The sequence below is a fragment of the Hymenobacter montanus genome, assembly GCF_014699115.1.
GTDB lineage: Bacteria > Bacteroidota > Bacteroidia > Cytophagales > Hymenobacteraceae > Hymenobacter > Hymenobacter montanus.
The window spans coordinates 1-13,289 of record NZ_JACXAD010000044.1; the positions used below are offsets into that span (position 1 = coordinate 1).

Annotated in this window: 13 protein-coding genes; 2 read left to right on the plus strand and 11 right to left on the minus strand. The window is 57.6% G+C overall.

The genetic code is table 11. The annotated features are described in order from the left end of the window. Positions 1–591 precede the first annotated feature (591 nt). The 6 genes from IC235_RS21705 to IC235_RS21730 form a co-directional block, all read right to left on the minus strand. A complete protein-coding gene (locus IC235_RS21705) occupies positions 592–3,396 on the minus strand; it encodes a M56 family metallopeptidase (RefSeq protein WP_191007317.1) in 2,805 nt (934 codons plus the stop codon). Continuing rightward, on the minus strand, positions 3,383–3,808 hold the full coding sequence (locus IC235_RS21710) for a BlaI/MecI/CopY family transcriptional regulator (RefSeq protein WP_191007318.1): 426 nt from the start codon (positions 3,806–3,808) through the stop codon (positions 3,383–3,385). Before IC235_RS21710 ends, IC235_RS21705 begins: the two co-directional genes overlap by 14 nt. 200 nt (positions 3,809–4,008) lie before the next feature. Further along, positions 4,009–4,383: a dihydroneopterin aldolase gene (gene folB, locus IC235_RS21715; RefSeq protein ID WP_191007319.1), complete on the minus strand. Its 375-nt coding sequence runs from the start codon at positions 4,381–4,383 to the stop codon at positions 4,009–4,011. A gap of 434 nt (positions 4,384–4,817) precedes the next feature. Next, positions 4,818–5,879: a DivIVA domain-containing protein gene (locus IC235_RS21720; protein ID WP_191007320.1), complete on the minus strand. Its 1,062-nt coding sequence runs from the start codon at positions 5,877–5,879 to the stop codon at positions 4,818–4,820. A 73-nt stretch (positions 5,880–5,952) separates the two neighbouring features. Then, positions 5,953–6,888 carry a WD40 repeat domain-containing protein gene (locus tag IC235_RS21725; protein ID WP_191007321.1) on the minus strand — a complete coding sequence of 312 codons (936 nt, stop codon included), beginning with the start codon at positions 6,886–6,888 and terminating at the stop codon, positions 5,953–5,955. Between the two features lie 237 nt (positions 6,889–7,125). Next, positions 7,126–7,605 (minus strand): nuclear transport factor 2 family protein, encoded by a 480-nt coding sequence (locus tag IC235_RS21730; RefSeq protein ID WP_191007322.1) that lies wholly within the window; start codon positions 7,603–7,605, stop codon positions 7,126–7,128. Positions 7,606–8,429: 824 nt separating this feature from the next. Here IC235_RS21730 and IC235_RS21735 point away from each other — a divergent pair. Both IC235_RS21735 and IC235_RS21740 read left to right on the plus strand, forming a co-directional pair. Beyond that, positions 8,430–9,119: a 4'-phosphopantetheinyl transferase family protein gene (locus IC235_RS21735; RefSeq protein ID WP_191007323.1), complete on the plus strand. Its 690-nt coding sequence runs from the start codon at positions 8,430–8,432 to the stop codon at positions 9,117–9,119. Positions 9,120–9,155: 36 nt separating this feature from the next. After that, positions 9,156–9,740, plus strand: a complete 585-nt coding sequence (locus tag IC235_RS21740; RefSeq protein ID WP_191007324.1) for a redoxin domain-containing protein — start codon at positions 9,156–9,158, stop codon at positions 9,738–9,740. Between the two features lie 215 nt (positions 9,741–9,955). On the opposite strand, the gene IC235_RS21745 is transcribed toward IC235_RS21740, so the two are convergent. The 5 genes from IC235_RS21745 to IC235_RS21765 form a co-directional block, all read right to left on the minus strand. Further along, positions 9,956–10,789 carry a transglutaminase-like domain-containing protein gene (locus IC235_RS21745; RefSeq protein ID WP_191007325.1) on the minus strand — a complete coding sequence of 278 codons (834 nt, stop codon included), beginning with the start codon at positions 10,787–10,789 and terminating at the stop codon, positions 9,956–9,958. A gap of 371 nt (positions 10,790–11,160) precedes the next feature. Then, positions 11,161–11,808: a SanA/YdcF family protein gene (locus IC235_RS21750; RefSeq protein WP_191007326.1), complete on the minus strand. Its 648-nt coding sequence runs from the start codon at positions 11,806–11,808 to the stop codon at positions 11,161–11,163. 102 nt (positions 11,809–11,910) lie between these two features. Then, positions 11,911–12,072 carry a hypothetical protein gene (locus tag IC235_RS21755; protein ID WP_191007327.1) on the minus strand — a complete coding sequence of 54 codons (162 nt, stop codon included), beginning with the start codon at positions 12,070–12,072 and terminating at the stop codon, positions 11,911–11,913. After that, the gene (locus IC235_RS21760; protein ID WP_191007328.1) at positions 12,065–12,661 is read right to left on the minus strand and encodes a hypothetical protein; all 597 of its coding nucleotides are present in this window, start codon (positions 12,659–12,661) and stop codon (positions 12,065–12,067) included. The genes IC235_RS21755 and IC235_RS21760 overlap by 8 nt, the downstream gene beginning before the upstream one ends. A gap of 297 nt (positions 12,662–12,958) precedes the next feature. Next, positions 12,959–13,231: a hypothetical protein gene (locus IC235_RS21765; protein ID WP_191007329.1), complete on the minus strand. Its 273-nt coding sequence runs from the start codon at positions 13,229–13,231 to the stop codon at positions 12,959–12,961. Positions 13,232–13,289: the final 58 nt, after the last annotated feature.

A 13,289-nucleotide genomic window follows, 5' to 3' on the forward strand; every position in this document is an offset into this window, starting at 1 on the left:
CAACGCCGCCCATGCCCGGTCACTGATTTCATCCAGATTGCTCACGAACCCAAAGATAATTGTCCGTACAGCCTAGAGCGGCTAAGTGGCCGGCCACATAAATGGGTTGGGGCCGCAACGGTGCCATGCTCGTACTCAAAGGGAAGTCTGCGCCGTAACGGCGCAAGGAGTCCAGGCGGTGTTGCACCTCTTCCGGGGACATGCCGAAACGCAATCCTGGGCCAATGCGGTGGGGCGGGATTGGACGATGCGCGGCGGCAGCCTGTGCCGCGAGGTACTTCTCGTCAGGACTCGTGCCGCAGCGAATGAGCCACCCCAATGCTAACAAAAGTAAGCCTGGCTTCATCTGTCAAACATACGCAGCAACCACTCGGCTACTATCGCCAGCTCGGGCACTTATTCCAAACTAGCCCCCATTGTCTCTTCAGTTGAAGCCCTTTAGCGCGACCCTGCCAACAGATGCAGCAAAGGTTCGGCAATTGCTCATTCAACTTAACCGTTAGGATGAATAACTAAAGCCCGGGCGCCAAACGGCCGGTACCCACTGAGGATACCGGCCGTTTGGCGCCCGGGCTTTGGGCTTATTTCAGCTTAGTCCTGAACCGAAATCGACATGTTGTAGACCTGGCCCGGCCCATCGTGGCCCAGTAGCTTGCGGTACTTCGCGGCCAGCTCGTCGGGCTGCTTCTTGCCATTCACTTTCAGCCCCGAGTCATTGAGCTGCAGCCGAAAGCTCTTCTCAGCCGGCCCAATGAGACCGTCCTTGCGCAGCTCATTGCGCACCGTTTCCGTGTCAGCCTTAGGCGGCGCTGGTGGGGCGGGCGGCGCCAACGGGGCCAACGGTGCAGTTGGCGCGGGTGGTGCCAAGGGGGCGGGTGGTGGCAGGGGGGCGAAGGCCCCGGGTGCCCGCGGGGCGCGGGGCGGGCGCGGCGGCCGGGGCATGTCATCGCTTTCGGCGCCGCTGCCGTTGCGATTGATCATCACCGAGCTGTTGGCGCCCATCTTACGGCCAGCGTTGCTTTCGTAGAGCTTCAGGTATTTCTCGTGCACTTTTTTGGGCTGCTCCTTGCCATCCACCACTAGGCTGCTGGCGGTGAGCTTTAACTGGAAATTGTCACGGTCCTTGATCAGGCCGTCCTTCAGCAGCTCGGCTACCAGCGTTTCTTCGCCCTGGCGGATGCCCTCGGCCCGCACGGTGCGCAATTCCTGCATCTCCCGCCGCGATTCACGCAGGCGTTCCCGCAGCTCCTCCTGGCGGCTCTGCATCTCGTCTTGCAGCGCTTGCATTTCTTCCCGGCGACTGTGCATTTCCTCGTCACGGCCTTGGGCATCGCCCTCGTCGAAGCGGCGCGACTGCGAAGAGGCAGGGGCGTGCTCCATGGCTTTAAGCTGCGCCCGCACTTCCTCGAGCCGCTTATTGATGCGCCTCTGCTGCTCCGGGCTCAGGCCCTTCACGGCGCTGGCTTCGCGCAGGGCCCGCTCGGCGGCGCGCAGGGCCTCTCGCTGGCCGCGAACCGGATCCGGGTCCGACGAAAGAGCATCGGGCGTGAGCAGGCGGAACGAGCGGTTGAGCCGGGGGCTGAAATCCCGGTAAAAGCGGCGGTCTAACCGTGGGTCCGCCGGCAGCATCCTGAACTGAAAGCTGCGGGGGAAGCGACGGTCAAACCACTGCCCAGCTTCGCCATCAGTCCGAAAAACGTAGCTCGGGCCTTCGACTGTCCCTGGGGGCACCATCCGAATAATTTCGATCGAGCCGTCATCGTCGCGACCTTCTTTCGATTTGATTTTGACTTTGCGCTTGCCCGCTCCGATATCAACCGGCTGCCCATTCACCACCAAATCGCTGACGCGGCCTTTCTTATCCTTGGTAATCACTACGGTGCCGGGATTGCCCCCGAAGGCCGAAGAGGTCAGGTAGCGGCCGTTGATAAGAACCCGGTGGCTAGGGCGTTCCCGCTGGCGCCGGCTGGCCCGGCGGCCCAGTACCGTATCGTGCTCCGTTATCAGGGCCTCCTTCGGGGAGCTATTCCGGAAAGAACTATCACCGGACGGTTGCTCGTGGCTCGGGGCCGTGGGGGCAGCGTTGAAGCCTGCCACCTGCCTAGTGGTATCTCCTCCTCCCAGGGGCTTGGACCCACTCCGGTCCGGACCAGCTTGCCAGTCCACTACTGACGGACGAGCCGTCGTAGCGGGCGTCGTCAGGGGCCCGGCTAAGGCCACGCTGCAGCCCAGCAGGCCCAGCCCGCCCAGCACCAGGGTCCCGGCCATCAGGCCCTCGGCCAACGTAGGCGGGGCCGGCCGGCGCTGCACCAGGCGGCGCACCCGGTTGAGCAGGGCCCCACGCCTACCAATTGCTGCCAGGGCCAGGCGGGGCGCGGCTGGTAGCACCGCACTTTGGCTCCATTCGGCCAGGGCCGTCAGGGCGCGGGCCAGGCGCATGGGGTCGCCGCCGCACAGGGCCGTGGCCGTGTCGTCGCAGCAATTCTCGCGCTCAGTGCGCACGCAGCTGGCCACAAACCACACCGCCGGATGGTAGAAGAACAGCACCTCGGCTACCGTTTGCAGCAAGTTTACGAGGTAGTCGCGGCGCAGCACGTGGGCCAACTCATGGGCCAGAATGGCTTCCAGGCAAGCCGGCGAGAGGCCCGCCACGGCGCCCAAGGGCAACAAAATCACGGGCCGCACGTGGCCCACCACCAATGGTACCCGCACCAGGGCCGATTCGAGCAGGGCTACTGACTGGCGCACGCCACTCTGGGCAGCCAACACCGCTAGTCGCTCCTGCCACACCGCGCCCAATGGCCGTACCCGATGGTGCCGCAGGCGCTGCACGTACAGCAAGCCGCCCAGCATTCGCAGGCCCATGGCTAGCAGGCCCAGCATCCACGCCACCACCAGCAAGGGCAAGTGGTGGTCGAAATACCGCAGGCCCTTGGTCAACCACTCGGAAGCCCCTGACTGGTCCGGGGGCAGGCTCAGAGCTACCGTTTGGGCTGCCTCGGTCGAGCTGGTCAGCTGCGCCGTAACCTCTGGCCCCGCGCCCGGGCTTGGGGCGGTCGAGCCAAGCGAACCGGCGGAGGCCGTAAGAACGGGTAGCGCATCCTTTCTTACTGGCTCTGCCGTCTTCACGCTATCAAAGTAGCCCGGTGGTAATACTGCTTCCTTACTCGCCCCCGCATTCACGTACAACCCGAAGGTGATGCCGGCCAGGGCTACCACCAGGCCCAGGGCCCCGGCCGAGGCCACGTAGCGCACTTCAGCACGCTGGCGCCGCAGCAGCAGCAAGGCCCCGGCCAGCGCGGCCGCCACCAGGGCCCCTTGCCACAACGAGTGGAGCAGCGTCCACCCCAAGGCCCGGGTCAGCACGGGCGAAACAAAATTCTCAAGCGTGCTCATCGTCGTCGGAGTTAGCGGTGGAGTTTTGGATTTCAATGTCGTTGAGCAGCCGGCGTATTTGTGCCAGCTCATCGGCCGAGGTTTGGCGACTGCCTAAGGCCTGCATCACCAGCTTTAGGGCCGAACCGCCGAAGGCGGCATCCACGAACTTGTCGAGCAGCAAACCCTGGGTTTCCTGCTCGCGCACGGCGGCCCGGTACACGTGACTGCGGTCGGCATCATCGCGCCGCACCAAGCCTTTTTCCAGCATCAGCTGCAAAATTTTCAGCGTGGTGGTGTAACCCACTTCGGCCTGGCGACGCTGGCTTAGGTGGTCGTTGATGACCCGGACGGTGGCCGGCCCGTGCTGCCAGAGCACGTGTAGGATTTCCAATTCGGAGTCCGTAGGTTTGGGGGGCGGAGCTTTACTCATGCTGGGAACACGTGAGATTATTACGAAATATTTCGTAGATAAGGCAAAGATGTTACGAAAGCATTCGTAGTTGCAAGCGCGTACTACGAAATATTTCGTAGTACCCTATTATATGGCTCTAACCTAATCAAGGTCAGCTGAATAATTTTCGACTGAGCGGGTGTATTCCGCACTTATCCTGCACGCGCCCGGTCCCTTCCCTATGCCGTAGTCTTGGGCTGGCGCCGCCGCACGAGCGTAACGCGGGCCCGGTGGCAAATCCCCCCCAGCGGTGGGTTGAACTTGCTGACGCTGATTCGGACCTTCCGCACATGGGGCAACTCGGCCATAATTCGGTCGAGCACGCGGTGGGCTACGTGCTCCAGTAGCCGGGCCGGGGCCCGCATTTCTTCGGCCACGAGCCGATACAGCACCTCATAGTTTACGGTCTGCTGCAACTTATCCGACTCGCCGGCTGCCAACAGGTTGGTACTGATGTAAAGGTCCACGCCGTACTTATTCCCGATTTTCTGCTCCTCGTCGTAGTAGCCGTGAAAAGCGAAAAATTCCAGTCCTTCGAGTGCGATCTGCCCCATGTGCAATATGTTAGTCGATTAAGATGATTAGGATGATATGCTAGCTATGCCAGTCTGCGGATGCACCACCAACGCCCTCTCACGGGAGCCCCAGCGGCAGCGTTAGCGGCAACCGCCCACGCCCATTCACGGCAAAGATTGTCGCTAAATAAGCAGGCGGTGGCCCAACCCGAACTGGTACCCACCCCCCAAGCCGAGCCCCCGAATCCCAGCCCAAGCAGGCCGCCAGGCTCAGTCTAAACAATCAGCAAGGCTATTGCTGGCCCCGTCAGGCAATTTGCTATCCTAACCGTGAGCCCAAGCCTAAAGAAGCCCCCTCGCCACTCAAAAACGGCCTCAAAAAAAGAAAGCCTACCCCTAGAGGCAGGCCCTTTATCAATTGCCAATCGACTACAAAATCCGTGCAATCCGAAAAATCCGAGCGAATCCGTGGTCTAGATTTCATCAAAGAACGACTTCTCCGCCACGCCCACATCAACCGTAGCGGCTTTTTCCATGCCCGGGTGCGTGACCGGCGAGGGCTGGGTAATTTCCGGGCGGTCAGGACCGATAGGGCGGATTTCGGGCTCAGTAGGGTCGACCTGGGGCGCCCCCGGGTGGGGCACCTGCGCGGGCTCCGGCTGGTCGATGTGGGGGGCCGGCGCAATGCCGGGGTTTTCGGCCGGGGCGCCGGGCCGCTCAACGTCGGGGGCAGGTGCCGTGCCAGGGTCAGGCTGCTGGCCCGGCTTGGGGTTGTAGGCTTGCGGCGGGCTGATTACCGCCGCGGGCTCCGGTGCGGGCGGGGCCACGGGCTGACTGGCCGGGCGTTCAACAGCAGCGTAAACAGGCGCGGCCGCCACGGGGGCAGCTGGCGCAATGGCAGAAGGAGTACTAACCTGCACGGGAGGGATGGGTTCGATGGTGGGCTCCGCGAAAGATGGTTTCGGGCGTTCCACCTGTACGTGAGCCGCCCGGGAAAGGATGGCGGCCGTGCTGCTCTTGGGTCGGGTGCGGGCTTTCTCAACTTTGTCCATGGCGTCCGAAGCGAGGTGGTGCAAGTCGCGCACTAGGGTGTCGAGCTGTTGTTCGAGGCGCTGGCACTCCTGCCCCAGGTTGCCGACCTCCCGCTGCATCTCGGCCACGGTCTTTTCGGCTTGCAGGTAGGCTTCGTCCAGCACATTGCGGGCCTGCTGGCGGGCCTCGTTCAGCAGGTGCTCGGCTTGCAGCTGGGCTTCGCGCACACGCAGGGCGGCGTCGCGCTGGGCTTGCTCGGTGATGTTATTGCCCGTTTCTTCGGCCGTCTTCAGGGTTCGGTAGAGGCTGCTTTCCACCTCGCGCATCTTCTGCACATCTTGCTGGGCGTGCTCCAGCTTGAGGCGCAGCTCCCGGTTTTCATCGCCCATCCGTTCCCACTGCTGCGAAATGGTATTCAGAAATGCTTGCACCTCGTCTTTATCAACCCCGCGAAAGGATTTTTCAAACGTTTTCTGGCGAATATCGAGGGCGGTAATTTTCATAAGAGGTGCTAGCTTTTCGCTTTTTAGGTAATTATCAACCGAGGCAATGAATGTAGTTTGGAGTAGTTAACGGCTAAAAGCTAACAACTTGCACTTGCCAAACGGCCAGGCTGCGGTCGTCGCTACACGAAACTAGCCGGTTTTCGGCGCCCGGCCAAACCAAGCGGTTCACGGAGGTGCCGTGGCCGGCCGAACGGGCCCGGTCGAGCACCCGCAACAGGGTCATGGTGGCCGCATCCCAGAGCTTGATGCTTTTGTCGAGGCTGCAGGAGCTTAGGAACCGGCCATCAGGGCTAAAGGCCAGGTGGTTGATGGTGTACATGTGGGCTGGCACCATGCCGGCCAGGGCATAATCTGCCCCTACGTTCCAGGTGCGAATCTGGGCGTCGCGCCCGGCGGTAAGCAGGTGGGCGCCGGTGGGAGCAAAGGCCACGGCAAACACCGAATTCGTGCTTTCGCCCAGGGTGAACTTGGTTTCTAACGAGTCCAGGTCCAGCACCCGGGTCAGCGTATCGGAGCTACCTACTACCAGCTCGCCACGCGCTTCGTGCAGGGCCAGGCTGCGCAGGCTTTTGTTGGTGAGGCGCCGCAGGGTGACCAGCCGAAAATCGGGCAGGGCCAATACCGCCAGCGTGCCGTCGCCCAGGGCCACGTACAGCCGCTGGCGGCTTTCCGAGAATACGATTTCAAAAATTGCCACTGGCGGCAGGGCCGTGGCCCAGGCCAGTTGCCGGCGGCTCAGGTCAATAGCCTGGATGCCCTGAAAATTGTGTCCGAGTACCAGGAGGTTCAGCTCGGGCAGGTAGCGCAAGGCATAGATCGAATTTTCGACCCGGGCCAGCAGCTCACCGTCCCGCTCGGGAGTGGCCGCGTCCCAGCTCACCACCATGCCATCGGCGCTGCCGGAATAGATGGTGCTGCCCGGGCCACTCGTCAGGGCATATACCGCGTCGCGGTGGCCCGCCAAGGTAGCAATTTTAGTAACGGATGGGCGGAAAATCTCGGACATACAGGCGCCACAAAGGTAGCTCCACCGGGTAGTTGGCAAGTGCCGGGTGGCGAGCTGTTGGATGCCAGCGACTAGGATTCAAAATGCCCACTGCCCAAGGTTCATGTGGCCTGCGACCAGTTTAAGGAACTGATGCTATGTGGTAGTTTGAAGAATAATCAGTCGATAAAAGTAAAAAGCTCTTAGTTTGCATGTCAGCCTGCCTGATGCAAAGCCCATGTTAGCGATTCGCTGTTATTATTCCGGCCTTGCAAATTTAGCCATTTCATCCATCCCTTCTCCTGTCCGCCAAACATTACGGAATATCCATTCACTTATTCGCCATTTATTACCTGCTTTAATTGCCTTTGTCAGCAAAACTCCGCCTGCGTAAAAATGTTTACTATTAAGCGAAGGATTTTCGGCGATATCAGCCCAAACGTGCATAGCAGTTAAGTTTGTTCTTACAATTGCTTTGTCATTACCAAATTCAATAATAAAGTCGCTTGTCGTATGTTGTGTTGCTTGAAAACGAGCAAAACTTTTGATATGTCCGTCAAGTATTTCGTCATGCCCGATAGAAACAGCACCGTTGGGCTTTGAAACTTGTGCGTCTGTTGTAAAAGTTACTTCGACAATTTTCCGGTCAAGCTGCTTTTCGTCAATTGCTCTGAAATACCGAAGGTGCAAATCGCTTATTTGTGTTCGTTCAATGATTTCTTTTAGTTGTTCTTCCATTGTCGTTATGTTCGGTTGTTATGTCAGTTCGGTCGTCTCTCACAATGGCCACTAGCATTAGGACTCCCGAAACGGGGTAGCCCGGCAAACTTCGGGAATCTATCCTTAACCTCAATCTACTTTCCGGCAGCACCCCGAAATATCCTACCTCCTAAAAGATAGGTTGCCCTGCAGGCTCCGGGAATCAAGCAGCGGGCCGATGGCGCTGTGCGACAAGGGTATATATTTCGGTGGTTTCGCTGCTGCTAGGTCCCCGCAGGACCCGGATAACCCGCTATTCGGCACCTACCTCCAGCAAGTGGATGGCATAGCTGTGAGGCCGCAGTATGTACAAGGTACTGGTCCAACGAATATCAGCACATTTGGCGGCTAGCTTCAGGCTGCGCACGCCATAGGGCTGGCCGGGCCGCTGGCTTTCAAGCAGGGGACCGAACCTGCTCCTGTAGTAATCAGTGGCCCCAACGGGAATCGCTGTTCTTATAGCCGTTTCCTAATCAGTGTACCCCATGTCTGGCTCCCCTCTGCTGGGGCTTCGCGCCTCCCGCGAACCGGGGTCGTACCCGGGAGGGTTAGCCCCGTAGGGGTCCCGGGAGGTTTCACCGGCTACGTCTGGTACACTGAGCTGAATACCGCTATAATTCTTACGCCCCCCAGTATCTATTGCAGCAGTATTACTCGTTGCTCATTGCTAGTTTCCTGTTGATAGTCAGCAACGAACAAGGAGCGAGCAACGAGTAACCAAGCAGGAGCTTCAGCGGCCTCTGCGTAACAACAGTAACTACTATCCTGTAACCAGCAACTGCCAACCGACAGCTATTCACTAAATGCCGCTTCATTCTCTGCAACGCCTCTCCCCCACTGCCGTGCTCGGGCTCTGGCACCTTACCGAAACACCCGCCGAGCTTTGGGCGGAGCTACCCCGACCCGAAACGTACGAGGGGCTCCTGCCCGTCACGGCCGACGCCAAGCGCCAAGCCCAGTGGCTGGCGGGCCGGGTGCTGACGCATGCGGTCCTGGTGGAGCTGGGCATTTCTCCAACCGCCCAAGTGGTTGTGCAAAACGATACCACGGGCCGCCCCTGGTTGACCAACATTGCCCGAGACGTAACGATATCTATGTCGCACTCCGGGGCCTGGGTGGCGGCGGTGCTGGCACGGGGTGGGCGCGCCGGGGTCGACGTCGAAATGATTCGCGACAAAGCACAGCGGATAGCCGGTAAGTTCCTGAGCCCCGTGGAGCTTTCCGATGCCCAAGCGGCCAGCGCAGAGCATTTCGAGGCAGCCAGCACCCTCTACACCTTACTGTGGAGCGCTAAGGAAACTCTTTACAAACTGGCGGCCCAGCCCGGCATCATCTTCAAGACCCAGCTTTTGCTGGATTCCTTTGCCCCGCAGGAATCCGGCGAAATCACCGCTACGCTGGTGTTGGGCGGCGAAAAGACGCGGCACTGCATTTGCTATTGCCGACCATCAGCTGGCTACGTGCTCACGTACAGCCACGAATCGGCGGCGTAGCCTCGTGCTTCCCTGCTTATACCTTACCTTGCCACCATGTTCCTTCGTCGAATCTCTATTCTCGCCGCCGTGGTCCTGCTGACCACGACGCTGGCCGTGGGCGTGGTCCGGGCCCAATCCTCGGGTAATACCATCACCGACTTCACCCTCAAAACCGCCGCCAACGCCGATGTTGCCCTCAAAAGCTACGCGAACAAGAAGGCCGTGGTGGTAGTATTTCTGAACCCGGCCTGCGCCTTCTCGCGGCTGTATCAGGAGCGACTGGCAGCCCTCAGCAGCAGCTACCGGGGCAAAGGGGTCGAGTTTTTGTTTATCAATGTGCCCATTAATCTTGATGCGCCCGGCACCACCGCGCCCGGCGAAGTCGAGCTGCCCACCCTCACCGACGCCAGCCACCAGGTCAGCAGCTTGCTCGGGGTGAGCAAAACGGCCGAGGCCGTGGTACTGGAGCCCACGGCCGGCGGGTTTGCCATCCGCTACCGCGGCGCCATCGACGACAACCCGCAAATGTCCGGCAACGTGCAGCAGCAGTACCTCAAGCAAGTGCTCGACAACGTGCTAGCCGGCCGCCCCGCTGGTGTGGCCGACAAACGAGCCGCGGGCTGCTTAATTAAACGATAAGCAAGCTCGTATCGATCCTCGCGAGGACGCGCAATAACTCGTCCTTGCGATGCGGACAACCGCGTAAGCCGACCTTGTTCAGGCAGAAGCACACAGAAAAGCGCCGACCTCTACTTAAGATTAAGAAGTCGGCGCTTTTCACGTCTTAAGGGTTAGTGGCGGCAAGAGCAGGAGTTACGGTGCTTCACTCATCAGGATGGGCGCCTGGGCTGTGCTTATTCCAGAATATTCAGCAGCACGGCTACCTCCGCGGCTTTGGCGGGTTCCTGGAGTTTTTCGAAGCTCATTTGCAGGTTGCGCAGGGCGCGGCGCACGATGTCAAGGTTAGAGCAGGGCTCGTAAAAAATCGGATTCGAGCTGATGTTGAGCTGGTTGACGTAGTGTTCGATGTCGGTGCGCGACAAGACCAGGCCCCGGTTGTAGCAATTGATGTAGAACGGCTCAGCCCCAGGCAGCTCCGGGCGAAAGGTCAGCACGAACAAGTTAGGCAGGTTAACTCCCGAAACCGGCAGGTCCAGCCGCTGGGCCACCAACAGGTAAATCACGCACAGCGTAAGCGGATTGCCACGCTTGGTTTCAATCACGCGCTGCAGCATGGAGTTGGCCGGGGAGTGGAAATGCTGGGTATTAGCCGCGAACTTGTGCACTCGGAACATAATATGGTTCAGCGCCTGCACCTGGTCGGCGGGGTGCATTTCGGGTCGCAGAATCGTCCAGGCCTCAAAGCGTAGTTGCTCGATGGCCCGGTTCAGGGCCTGCAGGTCGGCGTCGGGATACTGATAGGTGTTCAGCAGCCACATGCCTTCGAGCAGGTCGGTGGCGCCGGCCTCCCGCCACACGCGCAGGCGCTGCTGCAAGCCCTCAAACTGCAGGTGGTGAATCAAATCCTCCAGGCGCTGCTGCTGCTGAGCATCCAGGGTTTCTTCCCAGGACTCCTCTAGAAACGGAATGATGCTTTCGCCCAGGTTCTGGATTTTGTCTTGAATCTGAGGCGCCACTTCCGGGTCGTCCAGCAGCGAGATAAGAGCTTTGATTTCTTTGTTCGTCATTGAAGAGTTAGCACGGTATGGCAAATTAATGCCCAAAAGCCGTTTAATAAGCTGTGCTGAGCATTTTTTCAACGTAAGGCCCACCAAAACAAGTTCGCTTCAGCCCGTTCCGGCAAGTTTCTCCATCCAAATGAACATAGTCGCCCGTTAGCGTCACCCGAGACTCGTTCAGGCAGGCTCCGGCAGCGTAGCTCAGGAGCAGCAGGACGCTCAGGACAAGTATTTTTCTCATGAGAAGGCGGGCTGCTTATCAAGTTGGTTTGTCTCATCCAAAATCTTATTCATTAGAATTATACAAATTTTATCATATAAAGTAATATATCCCCACCGCACGCAACTTGGGCGGTCCTGCCAGCATCAGCTCGCCTGTGCTATTCAATGCTGACCATCGGGCCTGAAAACTTTGGGGAAGTATGCAGCACATAAATATCCAGTACACATTTCACCCGGGCAAAATACTCCCGGACCCGTGTTTTGAAAGAGTATCTTTTATTTACATTTCTGGCATTAAAACCAATGGCGTTAATACCTTTCTTATTAGCAATAAATATGGCGCGCTGATTATGAAACTCCTGAGAAATAACGGTGACCGAATCTTCACCAAACACTTCTTTGCATCTCACCATGCTGTCTAGGGTTCTGAAGCCTGCATAATCCAGTACAATACACGAATCGGGGACCCCGCGGGTTATAAGCGCTGCCCGCATGTCTTCCGGCTCGTTATAGTCTTTAATCGGGTTTTCTCCGCTCAATAACAGATACCGTACCTTTTGTGATTTATACAACGCATATGCCGCCTGTATTCTGTAGGTAAAATATAAATTATCGGTACCATTTACCAGGATTTTAGAGGAGCCTAGTACGAGACCAATCTTTCGCGGTGGTATTTTTTCGACCTCATTAAAAATTTGTAAAGAGGTTGAGGTAACAATCCAGTAGTTACAAAACAAAATCAATAGAGCGCAGCCGGCGAGAACAAACCCAGTGCGCTTAAATAAGCGCTTATAGTTTAGGAACATCTTCCGATGAATAAGCATGCAATAGGCAAACCCAGCAAACACTACCCTGGTTATGCTGTTAGAGATCCTAAATATCAGGTTCATCCTTGATAAATCATGAGCCTAGATGCTGACCATCTCAAGCTGGAAGGGCGAAAAGGCCCGGGCTATTTTGTCGGCGTTCACAAACTCGCGGCAGTCCAGCAGGTCGGGCAGCAGCGTAAGCGGTGGTTTTGCCCACACCATTGCAGCCGGCCAGCTACGAGGCAGAGGATTTTCACGCATGTTGCGATTCCATTATTTTCCGATACTCTTCTGGTGCCCAATGGTCAAACCAGTGGATAATGTCCAGGAAATGAACAGCGATTGCTTTATTAGCGGCTTTTATGAACTGTTGAGGAACCCACGCGAATAGAACCCAACCATCATTGCCATTGCGCACCCGATAAAACCACGTGTCAATTGGAGGGAAGTCCATTCCATCAACAAAGCCCGCTGACTCAATTGCTGCTACACCATCGGGAATATTAACATCGTATTCAACAGCCAAAATCTTCCCTTCAAAGGTCATATCATAAATCAGCCCAGCAGTATGTGACTTTTGGGCTAATTGATTCTCAAGAACTTCCCCTAAAAACGCACTATCCCAGGGGCTAGCATCTGGTGCCCACTCAACTAGTAGACCAGATAGCTCACTAGGTAAATTAGCAAATGTATTTGGCTTGTAAGTAAACAGCCTACCCTCACCATAGGCTGGATTGAGGCTTCGCAAGACGGCACTGTCGCTCTTGTTGCCGCGCTGCAATTGGCACTCACAATATGCTTGAGTGAGTCGCAAATTGAGGAGAAACTGCTTTGGGTTAATAGCTAACATAGGTTCCTTTGACTATACCTCACCCCTTCTTAGGGTCAGTGCGAGCTTTGTGTACTATAACCCGCGCTTCACTATTTGGGCAAAGCTGCGCTTTGGATCCTCACGGCTTGCTACCACAGCTGAGTCATGCGGAGCTGTCATGCTGGGGGCGCGGCAGTGGAGGCGCAGCCTCCACCCATCAGCAGGCACGAGTTACGCTGCGCTAAACTCGCGCCAGATGGGGCGAAAGCGGTGGTTCTGCTCGGCCGGTTGCTGCGGGGCCGGATGTAGAGCATTATGATTTTCATCCGGGCTACCTCACTCATCATCCACAAGAGGCACTTTCCCTAATAAATCTCGCGCGGCGAATATGTTTTTACCGACTACAAACACCCGGTAGCGGGGGTCGCTTGGGCCGCCATAGGGGATTTGGTCCGTTATCACTTCCATGCCTCGCTGCTGAAAAATGGTTTGCAGCTCATCAGCCGCATTTTTTGACTTAAAAAACCCTACACAATGGTCCTGACGAAATTTACCGACGAGATTTAAATAATACCGACAAGCTTCTGATTCACTAGGTTGTACGGACAATTAACGAAGCCATAACAGGGCTGAGACGAAATGCACCATTCCCAAGAAGCTGGTGGCC